Origin of the sequence: Bacillus cereus group sp. BfR-BA-01360 (assembly GCF_022663595.1) — a bacterium.
Classification (GTDB): Bacteria; Bacillota; Bacilli; order Bacillales; family Bacillaceae_G; genus Bacillus_A; species Bacillus_A cytotoxicus.
The window spans coordinates 1-16,071 of sequence record NZ_JAKUFV010000022.1; the positions used below are offsets into that span (position 1 = coordinate 1).

The window sequence follows — 16,071 nt, forward strand, 5'->3', positions numbered from 1 at the left end:
CTCCTGTAGGTCCAGTTGGCCCAGTAATACCAGTTTCTCCTGTAGGTCCAGTTGGCCCAGTAATACCAGTTTCTCCTGTAGGTCCAGTTGGCCCAGTAATACCAGTTTCTCCTGTAGGTCCAGTTGGTCCAGTAATACCAGTTTCTCCTGTAGGTCCAGTTGGTCCAGTAATACCAGTTTCTCCTGTAGGTCCAGTCGGCCCAGTAACACCAGTCGGCCCAGTCGGTCCTGATGGAAGAGTAAATGGTGGAATAGGCGGTAATGTAGGGCCGATAGTGTCAGGGTCTAGTGCACTAGCTGTTAAAAATTCTTCATCGTTTGAATAATTTTCTTTTGACATAAATTCACCTCCAAAAAGCATTCATTATATAGTAGATGTACAGCATGAACAAAATGACACTGACATATGAATTATTTCTTTTTGGGAAAGTTTTCACTTCTTTCAACATAAACTTGAGTGGGAGAGGGTGAGGATTTTGAGAGATAAGGAAATTACAATTAGCTTATGTATGATTGTGCGAGATGAAGAACAAACAATTGGAAGATGTTTAGATTCTATTCAATCTCTTGTTGATGAAATAATTGTTGTGGATACAGGATCTATTGATCGGACGCAAGAAATTGTTCGGGAATACACACCTCATATATACGAATTTCCTTGGGTGGATGATTTTTCAGCGGCTCGTAATTTTTCTTTTTCAAAAGCGACACAAGATTATATATTGTGGCTCGATGCAGATGATGTCTTATTAGAAGACGCGCAAGAATTGCTAAGAAAATTAAAATGGGAGTTAGATGATAAAGTAGATGCCGTTTCTATGCCATATCACCTCGTAATGGATTCGAATGGAAAACCTTTATATTGTACGAGAAGATATCGGCTCGTTAAGCGAGAGTGTGGATTTGAATGGTTTGGAAAAGTGCATGAATATTTAGCGGTACATGGTGAACTTTTTCAAAGTGAAGTTGCCATTACACATAAAAAGGAGAAAAAGCCAACAAATCGTAATTTGAAGATTTTCCAAAATATCGTAGCAAATGGAGAAGAATTAACTGCTAGAGATATTTTTTATTATGCCAATGAATGTGCAGATCACCAGCGCTATGAAGATGCTGTTTCATTATATGAAGTATTTCTAGAGAAGGAAGAAGGATGGGATGAAGAAAAAATTTACGCGTGTGGGAAGCTGGGGGATTGTTATTTACATTTAGGAAAATGGAAAGAAGCTATATTAGCTTGTACAAGGTCGTTTCAATATTCTATTCCGAGAGGTGAGAATTGTACAAGAGTAGGGGATATATATATGAAACAAGAGAAATATGAAGAGGCTATATTTTGGTATAAGTTAGCAACAGAAGTGCCTGCTCCCCAAGCGAGTCCGTTTTATAGTCCAGCTAGCTATACATGGCTTCCTTATTTGCAAATGTGTATTTGTTATAGTCGTCTAGGGGATCAGGAAAAAGCTCTTTATTATAATGAACTGGCAGCAACTTACGTCCCAAATAATGCAGCTATTGAATATAACAGAACTTACTTTAGAAAGGTATTTAGGCAGGAATATGAGGGATAACATGTAGCGTGAGTGCGTAGAGTATGGTAAGGAACTTAAAATAAGAAGTAAGATTGTCGATCATTCATAAGGAGGGGAAATAACATGAATAAAGAAGAGTCTCCCTTATATAATGAAAAACCAGATTTTTATTATACAGGAGCAAATCCACATTTACTAAAACATATAAAAAGCGAATGGAAAGAAGTATTAGATATCGGATGTTCTGAAGGTGGATTGGGAGCTGTCATAAAAGAAAAGGGAGCACGTGTGTCAGGGATTGAAGCATTTTCTAATGCGTTTGAAAAAGCAAAGCAGAAATTGGATCATGTTTTGCACGGTGATATTGAAACGATGGAATTGCCATATGAGCATGAACAATTTGATTGTATTATTTTTGGGGATGTGTTAGAACATTTATTTGATCCTTGGGCAGTGATTGAAAAAGTAAAACCATATGTAAAAAAAGGTGGAGTCATTTTAGCGAGTATTCCAAATGTAGCTCATATTTCAGTTATCCAATCATTATTAGCCGGGAATTGGACTTATACAGAATTTGGACTTATGGACAAAACGCATATTCGCTTTTTTACTTTTAATGAAATGCTAAGGTTATTTTTGAAGGCTGGTTTTTCTATACAAGAAGTTGATCGTGTATATGTGCCATACGATCAAGATGTGCCGCTCATTGAGGATTTGCAGAACATATGCAATAAATATCGATTAGGGAGCGGTTTTTTAGCAGAATCAGTTGTTTATCAGTATGTAATCTTGGCGGAGAAACAAGAATGAATCAGGCGGAGAAAACCATTTTATTTGTTACATGTGTTAACGATCAACAAATGTATGCAAAATGTGTTAAGCATATTATGAATTTAGAAGTGCCAGATTCATACCGCATTGAGTTTCTACCGATTCGAAATGCCAAGAGTATGACAAGCGGATATAATACAGCGATTTCTCATCCGGCAAAATATAAAGTGTATTTACATCAAGATGTGTTTATTATTAATCGAGCATTTTTATATGGAATGATTGAATTATTCACAAAACATGAGAATCTCGGGATGATTGGGATGGTTGGTGCGCAATATGTACCGCAAAATGGCTTATGGAATATTGGAAAAGGGGTTGTGGGGAAGGTAATCGGTTATATGAATGATATTTTCTATATGGCAACATTAGAGAAACCATTTCATGAATCAAAAACATTTATGCCTGTAGAAGCAATTGACGGATTGTTAATGGCGACGCAGTATGATATTCCATGGCGGGAGGATTTGTTTGATGGTTTTCATTTTTATGACGTATCGCAATCATTTGAGTTTCGAAAAGCAGGATATACAGTAGGAGTTCCTGTGCAGCGTGATGCATGGTGCATTCACTATCATATTGATTTAAATTTGGAGCATTATGAGAAGTACCGTAAAATTTTTGTAGAACATTATATGGAGGAAAAATCGTAAGAGAGAAAGGATTGTAAGCATGCAAGAAAAGACAATATTATTTGTCATTTGTACAAATAATGAGGAACTTTTTGCGCAATGTCAAAGACAGATTCATAATTTATTCGTACCTCCGGGATATCGAATTCAAATTTTACCAATATATGGAGCGAAAAGTATGACAAGCGCATATAACCAAGCAATTTCGCATCCTGCAAAGTATAAAGTGTATTTGCATCAAGATACTTTTATTATTGATCGAAATGTGGCTATTTATTTGATTGATCTTTTTACAAAGAATGAAAAGCTTGGATTAATTGGTGTTGCTGGTTGTCAAAGCCTTCCCGCTAGTGGGATTTGGTGGGAAGGTAAAAACTTAGTCGCACAAGTGATTGAATACCGAGGACAAAATTATCAATTGTTGAATTTAGAGCAGCCATTTTATAAGTCAAAGACATTTCTATCTGTGGAAGCAATTGATGGACTATTTATGGCAACGCAATATGATATTCCATGGCGCGAAGATGTATTTGATGGTTTTCATTTTTATGACATTTCCCAATCGATGGAATTTCGAAAAGCGGGATATTTAATTGGAATTTCTACTCAAAAAGCACCGTGGTGTATTCATTATAATGGTGATGAATTTGATGCTGTAGCGTATGAGAAATATAGACGAAAATTTGTAGAACACTATATGAAACCACTATTTTCATTATAAGGTAGTGGTTTCATAGTTAAGTATAGAGATAAGGAATAGATTGATTACTAGTATAAGGAGTAAAGGAGAGATTTGGGTGAAAGGGATTATTTTAGCTGGAGGAACGGGATCGCGGCTATACCCCATTACAAAAGTAACGAATAAGCATTTGCTTCCAGTTGGTCGTTATCCGATGATTTATCATGCTGTTTATAAGATGAAACAATGCGGTATTACCGATATTATGATTGTTACGGGAAAAGAACATATGGGGGATGTTGTTAATTTTTTAGGAAGCGGTCATGATTTTCATGTTTCATTCACGTATCGCGTGCAGGATAGAGCCGGAGGGATAGCTGAGGCGCTCGGACTTTGTGAACAATTTGTTGGAAAAGATCGGATGCTTGTTATACTAGGAGATAATATTTTTTCAGATAATATTTATCCATACGTTCAGGAATATGTGAAGCAAGAAAAAGGAGCAAAGGTATTATTGCAGGAAGTGGAAGATCCAGAGAGATTTGGAGTCCCGGTTATACAAAATGATAAAATTATTGAAATTGAAGAAAAGCCTAAAAAACCGAAAAGTTCATATGCAGTGACAGGAATTTATATGTATGACGCTGAGGTGTTTTCGTATATTAAGCAATTAACACCTTCAGAAAGAGGAGAGCTTGAGATTACGGATTTAAATAATCGGTATTTGAAACGTGGCTTATTATCTTATAATATTATGTCTGGTTGGTGGACAGACGCAGGAACACATGCATCATTGCAGAGAGCAAATGCATTAGCGTGTCATTTAGATTTTGGTCAACAATTTAATGGGGAATAGGTGGGTATATGGAAATAGTTGAAACACATTTTCAGCATGCTTTATTATTACAACCTCGTTTATTTGAAGATCATCGTGGTTTTTTTACAGAAAGTTATAATTGGAAAGAGTTTCAAAAATTAGGCGTTTCTTATTCGTTCATTCAAGATAATCTTTCATTTTCAGCGAAGGCCGGCACAGTGCGTGGTTTGCATTTTCAGAAAGAGCCGAAAGCACAAACGAAATTAATTCAAGTATTAAAAGGGGCAATCTATGATGTTATTGTGGATTTACGCGTTTCCTCTCCAACATATAAAGAGTGGAAAGGCTTTATATTAAGTGAAGAAAATCATAGACAGCTTCTTGTGCCAAAAGGTTTTGCTCATGGATTTTGTACGCTCGTGCCAAATACACTCGTCATGTATAAAGTAGATGAATATTATAGTTCAGATCATGATGATGGATTATATTGGAATGATGAAAGCTTGGCGATTACATGGCCGGTCAGTGAACCGATTCTTTCAGAAAAAGATAAAGCGTTGCCTACATTTGACCAATATCATGATTGTTTTAAGTAGAGGTGTTGGATATGAATATATTCGTAACTGGTGGAGCAGGTTTTATTGGAAGTAACTTTATTCGTTATATATTACGGACGCATCAGACATATCGTATCATTAACTACGATCTTTTAACATATAGTGGGAATCTTGACAATTTGCAATCTGTTCATCAAGATTCTCGTTATTTTTTTGTACAAGGAGATATTCAAAATCGAGAACTTGCCCAAAAAGTAATTTTGCAACATCGTATCGATTGTATTATTAATTTTGCAGCAGAATCACATGTAGATCGAAGTATTGAAAACTCAACTCCCTTTTTCAATACAAACGTAATGGGAACAGTCGCATTGTTAGAAATAGTGAAAGAGTATCCGCATATAAGAATGCTTCAAGTTTCAACAGATGAAGTGTATGGGTCGTTAGGAAATAAGGGGCTTTTCACAGAAACGACACCACTAGCGCCAAGTAGCCCATATTCTTCAAGTAAAGCAAGTGCAGATATGATTGCTCTTTCTTATTTCAAAACATATGGAACGCACGTCTCAATTACACGTTGTTCAAACAATTATGGCCCGTATCAATATCCTGAAAAGTTAATTCCGCTTATGATTATTCAAGCGTTAAAAGGAAAACAGTTGCCTGTATATGGAGATGGAAAAAATGTTCGTGATTGGCTTCATGTAGAAGATCATTGCCGAGCTCTTGATGCGGTTATGCATAGAGGAAAAGCAGGAGAAGTATATAATATTGGAGGGAATCAGGAAAGAACAAATATAGAAGTGGTGCGAAGTATACTACAGCAACTTGGAAAGTCAGAAACAGCCATTGAATTTGTAGCAGACCGCCTTGGACATGATAGGCGTTATGCAATTGATGCAAGTAAAATAAAGAAGGAACTAGGATGGAGTCCGACTTATACATTTGAAGAAGGTTTAAGGGAAACGATTGAGTGGTATTGTGAGAATGAATTATGGTGGAGCCGACTACAACAAAAATAAGGAGCGACTGTATGAAGAAGATCAAAGTCTGTATTACAGGAGCTAACGGTCAGTTAGGGAAAGAATTGCAAGAAGTATTTATGCTTGATAAATATGAAGTGCATCCCTTAGGAAAAGATGTTTTAGATGTAACGAAAATGGAAGACGTGATGAGGCTGATGCAACAACTGCAGCCAGATATCGTTATTCATGCTGCTGCTTATACAAAAGTGGATAAAGCGGAAGAAGAGCAAGCATTGGCTTTTTTAGTCAATGCAATTGGAACAAGGAATATCGCAGTTGCTGCACAAGAGTACAATGCAAAGCTTGTTTATATTAGTACAGATTATGTGTTTTCAGGTGATCAAAAAGAAGGATACCATGAATTTCACGCTACAGCACCTATCAATATATATGGTCATTCAAAGTTAGCGGGGGAACAATTTGTCCAAAGTCTACATCACAGGTACTTTATTGTTCGGACTTCCTGGCTATATGGAAAGTATGGGCATAATTTTGTGAAGACGATTCTTCGCTTAGCGGATGAGAGAGAGGAAATATCAATCGTTTCCGACCAAATTGGTTCACCAACATATGCTGGGGATTTAGCTCGTATGATTGAAAAATTAGTAGAAACGAATTTATATGGTATCTATCATGTGTGTAATAGCGGATCATGTTCTTGGTATGAATTTGCAAAGAACGCATTACAAATAATGCGAAAAGATGTGAAAGTTCATCCTATAACGACAAAAGACTATGGAGCAAAAGCAAAGAGACCTCAGTACTCTATTTTGAAAAATCATATGATAGAATTAAATGGTTTTCCTATTTTGAGAGGATGGAATGAGGCGTTGGCACAATGTATAGAGAGAATAAAGTGAAACTTTAATCAGTGGGGTTTTCTTCATCCCCCACTGATTATGAGCCCTCACCAATCAGGCTGTTACGGGTAGCCCTACTCCCACCTATCTTCCTTGCTTCTTTCTGAATCTTGAGGTGGGAGCCTTACTGCCCTAAAATAGCGGGATAAAGTAAAAAGAAAAAGCGGCTTTCGAAAAATCTTTTCGAAAGCCGCCTTTTTTATTAACCAATTTGTGCCACAGTTAATGCGGCAGCACGAACATCAACGCTTCCAATCACTTCAACAGGAACAATTTGAATAAGGTTACCAGGGTTCAAATTAATAAGAATTACACCGCTAGAAACATCAACTTCACCAGTGCCTACGATATTAGAACGAACTGCAGTTCCTGAACCAGGAATAATATTATCCAGTGTATTTAAAGTTAAAAAGAATCGAGCAGCCTCTGGAGTAACTGGAACATTATCAAGACTAATCGTCAATGTATAACTAATTTGATAAATACCTGCTCTTTCAATTCGAATTCCAGCTCCTGTGCTAACAGTATCATTCAATACAGGTACACTAATATTTGGATTTGGATTTGTGCTAGGTAATGCTAGAGGAATGCCTAATGTTGCAAATTGAGGTGCTGAAGCATTAAATGCAAAACCGAAAGCGGGTAGTGTATCGACTGGAACGTTGGGGCAAAATTGAGTAGGCTTACAATCCCAAGAAGACATATTTTTCACTCCTTTACTTGTTCTACTGTTATTTAATGAATTAAATCATGTTCCTGCCATAGACAGGTTCCTAATTTTTGTAAAAAATACTCAAAAATAATGTGAATGATATCGAAAGTAGGAGGAAAAGGCTTTGATTTTAATGCAGGACAAATAAAGTGAAACTTTAATCAGTGGGGGTTTTCTTCATTCCCCACTGATTATGAGCCCTCACCAATCGGGCTGTTACGGGTAGCCCTTGCTACTCTTTGAACCCTTGAGGTGGGAGTCTTATTGCCCTAAAATAGCGGGATAAGTCAAGAGGGAGAAGGAGTCCTGTTTATGCAAGTTGTATTGTTAAGAGTCTCGCTTTCTAATGAATGATCATTATGGAAACAGTGATGGGGTGGCATCGTTCTACCACCCCAATTGTTCGGTAACATATACGTCGTTACATTAAATAGAGACATCTCGTAAGCATTGGATACCACAGAAACAATTTAAATCAACAGTAATACAAGCAGTTGTCGCACGCAATGAAGCATTTGGCACATTTAAAAATGTACAAATTGGGTTATCGCTTGTATCTGGTTCGCCTCCTACAAATACGGCTAAAACACGCAATACGGCACAGCAATCATCATCTACACTTTCAACACGGAATATAGGGGATAGGCAGCTTGTAATAGATCCTGATGGAGCGAATGCTTCAAACGGTGTTCCGGATTTGGTAAATAAAACAAAAGGTCTTGTATTGGCAACTCTTGCGTCATTATTTGGCCCTAAAAAGGGAACTTCGCAACCTGTTGAACAGGTTGTAGTTGCACATTCTTGTAACTCATGTATAAAACGTACTACATTACATACACAATTAGAATCAAAATTCGAATCAAAATCGTGAGGATGCTCCTCGTGACAGTTGCAGCTCATTCTGTTCACTCCTTATCGTGTGTTCTGACATACACTATTACAATATGAATGGAATAGGATTGATATTACGCTAATTCATACGATAAAAGCATGAATTTTTCATTTAAAATAGAGAGGCATTAGGAAGAATGAGACGTACAAGAAGTAAAAAAGACACCTAGTGCATTTAAGAAGGTGTCTTTTTTGGTAACGTGATATATAAAAAACGAGATATGTCTAATTTTTTCCCTCTAAAAAATTGTGGAGAGGAAATATACAGTTCTTCTTTTGCACGCGTAATGGCAACATACATCAATCTTCGTTCTTCTTCTAACGCTTCAGAAGAATCTGTTGGGCGATCGTTTGCATCTTTTAAAGAGGAGGAATGTGGCAATATGCCATCGCTTGCGCCGAGCAAAAAGACACAAGGGAACTCAAGGCCTTTTGCATTATGAATGGACATGAGTGATACGGCGTCTTTTTGTGGTTTTGTTTTTAATGCTTCCATTTCTTTTTGATTTTGAATCGCCGCATGAACAAATTCTAAATAAGCGGGAATATCGGTAAAACGATTGGCAGACTCGATGAGTTCTTCCAGCATTTCTTCCTGAATATCTTTATGCATCGTAAAGGAAGAACGATCGTTGTTCTGCAAGTATTCTAAATATTTCCCTTTTCCTTTAATAATCTCTTTTAGTGCTTTTTTTGGTTCCAGCTCTTTTATAAACTTAATAAAATCGATTTTGTCATTCAGTTTTTTCACTTGAAATGATTTTAAATTTGGATTCAGCAGTAGGAAATGAAGAAGGGAAGGGAATCTTCCTTCACCATATTTCCACTTTTCACGTTCAATAAAAGAGAGGCAATCATCACGCCCAATATACATTGTTGGCAATATGCTTGCCAGTGCCTCCATCTGAAACGGTTCGTATGCTAAGCGCAAATGATCAAGCACAGGCTTAATTAAAGAATGTTCATAGAATGATTGACTGGCGCCGTACTTAATAAACGGTACTTTATGAATGGTAAGTTGATCGAGTAACGAGCGACTTACAGAATGTGTACGATATAATAAACAAAAGTCTTTATATGAACGTTCACCGCTTGATACTTTATCTTGAATCAATTGCAGAATTTGGTTTGCTTCATCAAGTGTCGTAGCAGGGCGAGCGTAAAATGGACGCATTCCTTCTTCATGCACAGAATATAATTCTTTATGGAAACGCTCTTGATTCAGCTTGATGACTTCATTTCCAAGTCCAACGATAAATGGATTGGAACGGTAATTTGTATTTAACGCAATGATTGTTGTATCATCAAATTCTTTTGGAAAGGATAATATAATTTGATGACTGGCACCGCGCCAACCATAAATCGCTTGATCATCATCACCTGCGATAAATAAATTATTTTGTGGTGCAGCTAATAATTTTACAATCTCATATTGTGCGTAAGAGGTATCTTGAAATTCATCGACTTCAATATATTGGAAACGCTCTTGTAATTGCATGAGCAAAGGAGCGTTATTTTCAAGCATATAGAAGGTTTCAAGCAGAATATCATCAAAATCAATATAGCCGTATTTTTGCTTCACTTCTTCATAGCGTTCATATACTTCGCGAAATTCTTGCTCAACAGGTGTTTTTGCTTGTACATCTTTCGGACGATGTAATTTATTTTTTTCAAGTGAAATCATGGCGAGCATCGTTTCGGCATCATAAGCATCTTTTAAGCGCAATTCTTTTAAGATTTTCTTAATCATAATTTGTTTATGTTTTTCATTTGCTAAAATTTGCTGATTATATCCTTGACTACGCAATAATTTTAAAAAGACAGAATGAAACGTTCCTGCCACAACATAGCTACTTGCAGCATGATTCATACCTGGTAAACTAGCAACGCGACTTCGAATTTCTTCCGCTGCTTTTTGTGTAAAGGTTAATAACAAAATATTGCGTGGATGAACTTTTTTTACATTTACTAAATAACCAACGCGCGTGGTTAAAACAGAGGTTTTTCCACTCCCAGCACCAGCTAAAGTTAGGACAGGACCTTCTGTTGCTCGCACTGCTTCTAATTGTTTCTCATTTAAATAAACGCCTTGCTGTTCTAAAGCGCGAAAATAAGCGGCATCTGCATCATGCTCCATAATTAAATGGGAAGATGTCTTAGGAATATGATATGTCGCTTGGGGAACGTCGGCGTGTGTTAATAATTTTTGTGAAAATTTTTCCTGAGTCATACATTCACCTTCAAATTTATAGCATCAACTTTTAACTTTAGCGGAAGAAAAAGAAAATAGCAATGTAAAAAACAGGAGGAATGACCTCCTGTCTTCAAAAGTTATAATTTTTTTATCATGATCACATGCGGTATATTTGCTTCTAAAAAAATATCAGAAACAGTTTGGTATCCTAATCTTTTATAGAAAGATTCCGCATGTGTTTGCGCATGAAGTTTGAGTTTTGGTATTGCTTCTTCCTTGGCATATGTTTCGCGCGCATCCATAATGAGTTTTCCAATTCCTTTTTTTCGATAGGAAGGGAGAACGCATATGCGCTCTATTTTCCCGATACCATCTACCATACGCAAGCGCCCAGCTCCAACGGGAATGTCGATATCGTATATGACAACATGTTTGGCGATTTCTTCAAATTGATCATATTCTTCTTCAGCAGATACATGCTGTTCTTTCACAAAGACTTGTCTACGCACAGAGAATGCATCTTTCAGTTGTTAATCTGTTTGGACAAGTTGTGCCTTCAAATTATTTGCTCCCTTTCCCAAGGTGAAAGGTTTCGTGTACATTCCACGTTTCGTTTTCTAATTGATACAGGAGATGGAAACGATCGATTGTTTGTTCATAATAAAAATCTTTCATGCGCAAACGTCCTAAAATGTCAGCGTGCTCAGCGTCCGATAACTTTTGGGCAATTGTTAAATGTGGTACGAAAGCATACTCGCGTTCTTGTGTAAGGAACCCTTTATGCATTTCTTCATTTAAGAATGTCAGTTCAGGTGTTTTTTCAACTTTAAAATAAATAACATTATTAACAGGGGCAAATGAGCCTACCTTTCCAACATGAAGGGTGAAAGGATTCGTTTTATTTGCAATTGTACGCAATTCTTTCACAATCGTTTCTAATTGTTCTTCTGGTGCTTCAAAGGGTGCCTTTAATGTGATATGTGGCGGAACTAATGCATAATGTGGATCATAGCGCTTACGCAACCCGTTCGCTTTATCTTGAATCATTTTTGACGGAAAGATTACAATGCCTAGTTTCATTTCTCAATTCCTCCCTTTGTAAGTCTAGTTAGATTTTAAAGAAAACAAATCTTTTTTATATTATATCAAATAATTCAGAATACTGCTGAGTATTATTTCATTGATAGAATATGAGCAAAGGCTTTTGGTAAATCCATTTGCCAATATTTCCATGTATGATTCCCTTCAAACTCTTCGTAATGTGTAATGAAATTTCTTTCAGTCAGCAATGCATGTAGTTTTCGATTCGGTTCAACGAAATCGGAAACTTGTCCATCAGTTCTTTCTACAGCTGTTTCCTCTGTCCCAATGACATGATAAATATCCAATGCCTCGGGCTCTTTAAACTCTCGCACAAGATTTAATACCGTTTCATCTACAAATGGAGATTGCATAACAACTTTACCAAATGTATGCGGATACATAAGTGCTGTCATAAAGGATACTGTACCGCCAAGTGAGTCTCCTATTAATACGCGACCTTTTCCCATCTGATATGTTGGATAATTTGCATCAATATACGGTGCTAATTCATGAGCAAGAAAGCGAATATATGCGTTATTTTTCACTTCATTTGGAAAATATTTCTCCTTACGGTCGTGTACATTTTTATATGGAATCCCGACAATAATGGTACGGTCAATTTCTTCGTTTTCACGAAGGCGTTCAAGTGCACGATGTGCCTTCCCAAGTTGAAAATAATCTTTTCCATCTTGTGCAATAACGACAGTATGTTTATGAAGAGGTGTGTAATGAGTCGGTAAGTAGACGAGCAGTGTCATCTCTTCTTGAAGTGCTGTACTGAAAAATGAAATTTCTTCGATTTTCCCTATTGCCTGGTTCATGTAAATCCCCCTAAATAAAAATAGCGTATAGATATCCATTCCTTTTCCGACATATGAATCTAAGTAGCAGTGATAGCTGCATGCTCTTTTCTACTTGAATATGTATGTCATTTTATATTTTACCATAATAATAGAAAGAATCTAAAAAATTAGTATTTCAGTAAGGGAAGAAAAAAGCTATAATGAAGTTTGATTTTGATAGAGGGAGGGGGCAATTCATATGAAAAAGGATAAATCAATCGCACTGCCATTAGCAGTTTCTATTATAGCAATCTCATTTGCAGCTATTTTCGTGAAGATGTCTTCAGCGCCATTTTCTATTTTAAGTATGTATCGCTTATGGATTATCACTTTCATTATGCTACCTATTGCGTGGAGGAAAAGGGAAGAATTTCACAGAATTCAACAGAAAGACTGGTATTTTTTAATCGGATCAGGATTTTTTTTAGCGCTGCATTTTTTATTATGGTTTGCCTCTTTAAAGTTGACAACAGTTGCAAGCTCGACAATCATTTTAGCACTCCAGCCCATTGTATCCTTAGTAGGCGGTTTCTTTCTATTTAAGGAACGAACAACATATTCAGCAATAATCACGATGGGAATTGCTATTTTAGGTGTCATGTGTATTGGATGGGGGGATTTAGGATTAAGTAAGAAAGCGATACTAGGAGATCTTTTATCATTTTTAAGTGTCATCGCAGTCGTTGGTTATTTATTTATCGGTCAAACAACAGTGAAGAAAGTATCGCATTGGATTTATAGCTTTACTGTTTTTACATTTGCAGGTCTTTTTATGGCCGTTTATAACATAGTGATGAATGTACCATTTACAGGATATTCAGCATGGGACTGGTGGATTTTTCTTTTACTTGCCATTGTACCAACAGCTTCGCATATGATTAATAATTGGTTGCTAAATTACGTGAATGCTACGACGATTTCAATGAGCATATTAGGAGAACCAGTTGGTGCATCGATACTTGCATTTTTCTTACTTGGAGAAAAGCTAAATAGTATGCAAATCATCGGCAGCGTCTTTGTCCTATTTGGTGTATTTCTTTTCTTATTACAAGAACAAAAGCGAAGATCAAAAGGGCCAGTGAACGAAGCTGTATATACACAAGAATTGTAAGTGCTAGATTCATTATACTGATATGAGGTATGGTGAATCTTTTTAGAGTGTAAAAAAATATCATATAGTGGAATGACTCTTTTTGTAGTTCAGTTCATTTATAACATTGGAATGATCTTAGGGATACTACCAATTATTTCTATATCATTACCTTTCTTTAGTGAAAAGTAAAAATCCTTAAATCCAAATTAAAAAAAGCGGCTTTTGAAAACCGCTTTTTTTAATTTGGATTTGTCATATACGGTTGTACGTGTACGATGCATAAATCACGAAACTTTCCTTCAGTCGATGTTACGATAATGACGGCTCTTCCAGCTGATTTTCCTGTAATGGTGACCGTATTTCCTTTTGGAGATAATGTGATAATGTTCGAGTTCATATTTGTCCATATTACCTCTTTATTAGTTGCGCTCTCTGGCAAAACAGAAGCTGATAATTCGATGCTTTGTCCAGCTTTGATCTTCAATTTCTGTTTTTGTATATGAACACCAATTACGGGAACAACAGAAGGAGCGATGGAAAAGTTTCGTTGGATGTTGAGACAGGAAGCAGAAGTATTTGTGATAGGTGCAAGTTTTCTTATGTTTTGCGGTTGTAAAGATGCCAGCATGTGGAAGTCTCCTTTCTGTATAAGTATCGATAGTTATACTATAAAGGAAGAGTGTTATGGTACATTTAATGAAACATAAAGAATTTGTTAATTTAAGGAAGGAAATTGTCGAAGTACCCACGAGATGAAAAGAACCTCCACCTTTATAAGAGGGAGGTTCTTATTTGTTGCTTATGCAGTTTTCTCAAATTCTTCAAACTGCTTTTCGACTTCTTTTGAAGGTGTTGTGAATAAGCTGACAATCACAATGACAAGCAAGCTGACTGCGAACCCTGGAATCATTTCATATAAGAAGTCTTTTAAAAATGGAAATTGCGTCCATGTAATAACAGTTGCCGCTCCAGCAATCATACCAGCTAGCGCACCCCATTTTGTCATGCGCTTCCAATATAAACTTAATAAAATAGCAGGACCAAATGAAGAGCCGAAACCAGCCCACGCATATCCAACAAGTGCTAGAATTGTATCGTTTTGTTTATATGCCAATCCGCATCCGATCAGTGCAATAATGAGAACCGCCATACGACCGACAAAAACAAGTTCTTTATCAGAAGCAGAACGTTTAAAGAATGTTCTATATAAGTCCTCTGTTACTGCGCTTGAAGTAACGAGAAGTTGAGATGAGATTGTACTCATAATTGCTGCCAAAATGGCGGCTAATAAAAATCCAGTAATGAGTGGATGGAATAAAATCCGTCCTAATTCAAGGAAAATTGTTTCCGGATTAGCTAATGTTAAATCATATTTTGAATAATAAGCAATACCAATAAGACCGGTAAACATAGCTCCAATAACAGAGAAAACCATCCAGCTCATACCAATTCGGCGTGCGCTTTTAATTTCTTTAACAGAAGAAATAGCCATAAAGCGTACGATAATATGAGGTTGTCCAACATAACCAAGACCCCATGCAAATAAGGATATAATGCCTAATACAGAAGTACCTTTAAATATATCTAACAATGTTGGATCGATGGATTGAATGGTATGAAATGCAGAACCAAGTCCATTTACATTCATGATTGTTACGGTTGGAACAAGAATAAGTGCTACTACCATAATGATACCTTGCACGAAGTCTGTCCAGCTTACTGCTAAGAAACCACCAAATAATGTGTAAGCGACAACAACACCTGCGACAATGAATAATCCAATATGATAGTTAATACCAAATGAATTTTGGAATAAGACCGCACCTGAAACCAATCCAGAAGCTACATAGAAAGTAAAGAAAATCATAATAACAAGTCCAGATACAAGTCGTAACATATGAGATTTGTCGTGGAAACGATGTTCTAAAAATTCTGGGATAGTAATAGAGTTATTTGCAATTTCAGAGTAGATACGTAAGCGAGGAGCAACATAGATCCAGTTTGCGTATGCGCCAAGTGTTAGGCCAATCGCAATCCAGCTGCTGCTTAATCCAACGCTAAACATTGCACCGGGTAAGCCCATTAAAAGCCAACCGCTCATATCGGATGCTCCAGCACTTAAGGCTGTTACTGCGGGGCCTAGTGTACGCCCGCCAAGCATATAATCTGTTAAGTTGGATGTTTGTTTATAGGCGAAATAGCCAATTAGTAACATCCCGAGCATGTAGATAGAGATCGAAGTTAAAGTTAACATCTGCGTACTCATGTAGTTCCCCTTCCTTTTGTAATGTCTGTTGATGAATTTACATATTTATAATCTAGC

18 protein-coding genes and 1 pseudogene are annotated in these 16,071 nt (G+C 36.7%); 10 read left to right on the forward strand and 9 right to left on the reverse strand.

What is annotated here, in order from left to right; translation table 11 throughout:
• A partial coding sequence (locus MR056_RS17040; protein ID WP_242136593.1) for an exosporium leader peptide-containing protein occupies window positions 1-340 on the reverse strand: 340 nt, incomplete at its 3' end.
• 169 nt (window positions 341-509) lie between these two features.
• On the opposite strand from MR056_RS17040, the gene MR056_RS17045 reads away from it, so the two are divergent.
• From MR056_RS17045 to rfbD, 8 genes are all read left to right on the forward strand, one after another.
• On the forward strand, window positions 510-1,571 hold the full coding sequence (locus MR056_RS17045; RefSeq protein ID WP_219339237.1) for a glycosyltransferase: 1,062 nt from the start codon (window positions 510-512) through the stop codon (window positions 1,569-1,571).
• Window positions 1,572-1,655: 84 nt separating this feature from the next.
• Entirely contained in the window at window positions 1,656-2,342 is a 687-nt protein-coding gene (locus MR056_RS17050; RefSeq protein WP_011984019.1) for a class I SAM-dependent methyltransferase, read from the forward strand.
• Window positions 2,339-3,016, forward strand: a complete 678-nt coding sequence (locus MR056_RS17055; RefSeq protein ID WP_087097974.1) for a glycosyltransferase family protein — start codon at window positions 2,339-2,341, stop codon at window positions 3,014-3,016. Before MR056_RS17050 ends, MR056_RS17055 begins: the two co-directional genes overlap by 4 nt.
• A gap of 19 nt (window positions 3,017-3,035) precedes the next feature.
• Window positions 3,036-3,716: a glycosyltransferase family protein gene (locus tag MR056_RS17060; RefSeq protein ID WP_011984021.1), complete on the forward strand. Its 681-nt coding sequence runs from the start codon at window positions 3,036-3,038 to the stop codon at window positions 3,714-3,716.
• A 76-nt stretch (window positions 3,717-3,792) separates the two neighbouring features.
• Window positions 3,793-4,530, forward strand: coding sequence for a sugar phosphate nucleotidyltransferase (locus tag MR056_RS17065; RefSeq protein WP_041809530.1), 738 nt, complete (start codon window positions 3,793-3,795; stop codon window positions 4,528-4,530).
• An 8-nt stretch (window positions 4,531-4,538) separates the two neighbouring features.
• The gene (gene rfbC / locus MR056_RS17070) at window positions 4,539-5,087 is read left to right on the forward strand and encodes a dTDP-4-dehydrorhamnose 3,5-epimerase (protein ID WP_011984023.1); all 549 of its coding nucleotides are present in this window, start codon (window positions 4,539-4,541) and stop codon (window positions 5,085-5,087) included.
• Between the two features lie 11 nt (window positions 5,088-5,098).
• Window positions 5,099-6,070: a dTDP-glucose 4,6-dehydratase gene (rfbB, locus tag MR056_RS17075; protein WP_011984024.1), complete on the forward strand. Its 972-nt coding sequence runs from the start codon at window positions 5,099-5,101 to the stop codon at window positions 6,068-6,070.
• A gap of 11 nt (window positions 6,071-6,081) precedes the next feature.
• Window positions 6,082-6,933 (forward strand): dTDP-4-dehydrorhamnose reductase, encoded by an 852-nt coding sequence (gene rfbD / locus MR056_RS17080; RefSeq protein WP_087097976.1) that lies wholly within the window; start codon window positions 6,082-6,084, stop codon window positions 6,931-6,933.
• A 202-nt stretch (window positions 6,934-7,135) separates the two neighbouring features.
• Here the strand turns inward: rfbD and exsF are convergent, their stop codons facing one another.
• The 6 genes from exsF to MR056_RS17110 form a co-directional block, all read right to left on the reverse strand.
• The gene (gene exsF, locus MR056_RS17085) at window positions 7,136-7,636 is read right to left on the reverse strand and encodes an exosporium protein ExsF (RefSeq protein ID WP_011984026.1); all 501 of its coding nucleotides are present in this window, start codon (window positions 7,634-7,636) and stop codon (window positions 7,136-7,138) included.
• Between the two features lie 435 nt (window positions 7,637-8,071).
• Complete coding sequence (locus tag MR056_RS17090; protein ID WP_087097977.1) at window positions 8,072-8,545, reverse strand: CotY/CotZ family spore coat protein; 474 nt, start codon at window positions 8,543-8,545, stop codon at window positions 8,072-8,074.
• A gap of 166 nt (window positions 8,546-8,711) precedes the next feature.
• Window positions 8,712-10,766 carry an ATP-dependent helicase gene (locus MR056_RS17095; RefSeq protein WP_011984028.1) on the reverse strand — a complete coding sequence of 685 codons (2,055 nt, stop codon included), beginning with the start codon at window positions 10,764-10,766 and terminating at the stop codon, window positions 8,712-8,714.
• Window positions 10,767-10,867: 101 nt separating this feature from the next.
• A complete protein-coding gene (locus tag MR056_RS17100; protein ID WP_242136597.1) occupies window positions 10,868-11,257 on the reverse strand; it encodes a GNAT family N-acetyltransferase in 390 nt (129 codons plus the stop codon).
• Between the two features lie 34 nt (window positions 11,258-11,291).
• The gene (locus MR056_RS17105; RefSeq protein ID WP_011984030.1) at window positions 11,292-11,810 is read right to left on the reverse strand and encodes a YjcG family protein; all 519 of its coding nucleotides are present in this window, start codon (window positions 11,808-11,810) and stop codon (window positions 11,292-11,294) included.
• 92 nt (window positions 11,811-11,902) lie between these two features.
• Window positions 11,903-12,634, reverse strand: coding sequence for an alpha/beta hydrolase (locus MR056_RS17110; RefSeq protein ID WP_087097979.1), 732 nt, complete (start codon window positions 12,632-12,634; stop codon window positions 11,903-11,905).
• A 220-nt stretch (window positions 12,635-12,854) separates the two neighbouring features.
• Between MR056_RS17110 and MR056_RS17115 the strand changes: the two genes are divergently transcribed.
• Together MR056_RS17115 and MR056_RS17120 are read left to right on the forward strand one after the other, a co-directional pair.
• A complete protein-coding gene (locus tag MR056_RS17115) occupies window positions 12,855-13,766 on the forward strand; it encodes a DMT family transporter (protein WP_087094621.1) in 912 nt (303 codons plus the stop codon).
• Window positions 13,767-13,832: 66 nt separating this feature from the next.
• Window positions 13,833-13,928: pseudogene (locus MR056_RS17120) on the forward strand (FtsW/RodA/SpoVE family cell cycle protein); the annotation flags it as partial.
• Between the two features lie 58 nt (window positions 13,929-13,986).
• Here the strand turns inward: MR056_RS17120 and MR056_RS17125 are convergent.
• Together MR056_RS17125 and putP are read right to left on the reverse strand one after the other, a co-directional pair.
• Window positions 13,987-14,376, reverse strand: a complete 390-nt coding sequence (locus tag MR056_RS17125; protein WP_087094622.1) for an Ig-like domain-containing protein — start codon at window positions 14,374-14,376, stop codon at window positions 13,987-13,989.
• A 171-nt stretch (window positions 14,377-14,547) separates the two neighbouring features.
• Window positions 14,548-16,014, reverse strand: coding sequence for a sodium/proline symporter PutP (gene putP / locus MR056_RS17130; protein WP_087097981.1), 1,467 nt, complete (start codon window positions 16,012-16,014; stop codon window positions 14,548-14,550).
• Window positions 16,015-16,071: the final 57 nt, after the last annotated feature.

Coding starts and splice junctions, on each gene's coding strand:
- MR056_RS17090 (WP_087097977.1), bottom strand. CDS start 8,545: ATGAGCTGCAACTGTCACGAGGAGCATCCTCACGATTTTGATTCGAAT.
- MR056_RS17110 (WP_087097979.1), bottom strand. CDS start 12,634: ATGAACCAGGCAATAGGGAAAATCGAAGAAATTTCATTTTTCAGTACA.
- MR056_RS17045 (WP_219339237.1), top strand. CDS start 510: ATGATTGTGCGAGATGAAGAACAAACAATTGGAAGATGTTTAGATTCT.
- rfbB (WP_011984024.1), top strand. CDS start 5,099: ATGAATATATTCGTAACTGGTGGAGCAGGTTTTATTGGAAGTAACTTT.
- MR056_RS17105 (WP_011984030.1), bottom strand. CDS start 11,810: ATGAAACTAGGCATTGTAATCTTTCCGTCAAAAATGATTCAAGATAAA.
- MR056_RS17115 (WP_087094621.1), top strand. CDS start 12,855: ATGAAAAAGGATAAATCAATCGCACTGCCATTAGCAGTTTCTATTATA.
- MR056_RS17050 (WP_011984019.1), top strand. CDS start 1,656: ATGAATAAAGAAGAGTCTCCCTTATATAATGAAAAACCAGATTTTTAT.
- exsF (WP_011984026.1), bottom strand. CDS start 7,636: ATGTCTTCTTGGGATTGTAAGCCTACTCAATTTTGCCCCAACGTTCCA.
- rfbC (WP_011984023.1), top strand. CDS start 4,539: ATGGAAATAGTTGAAACACATTTTCAGCATGCTTTATTATTACAACCT.
- MR056_RS17060 (WP_011984021.1), top strand. CDS start 3,036: ATGCAAGAAAAGACAATATTATTTGTCATTTGTACAAATAATGAGGAA.
- MR056_RS17095 (WP_011984028.1), bottom strand. CDS start 10,766: ATGACTCAGGAAAAATTTTCACAAAAATTATTAACACACGCCGACGTT.
- rfbD (WP_087097976.1), top strand. CDS start 6,082: ATGAAGAAGATCAAAGTCTGTATTACAGGAGCTAACGGTCAGTTAGGG.
- putP (WP_087097981.1), bottom strand. CDS start 16,014: ATGAGTACGCAGATGTTAACTTTAACTTCGATCTCTATCTACATGCTC.
- MR056_RS17055 (WP_087097974.1), top strand. CDS start 2,339: ATGAATCAGGCGGAGAAAACCATTTTATTTGTTACATGTGTTAACGAT.
- MR056_RS17125 (WP_087094622.1), bottom strand. CDS start 14,376: ATGCTGGCATCTTTACAACCGCAAAACATAAGAAAACTTGCACCTATC.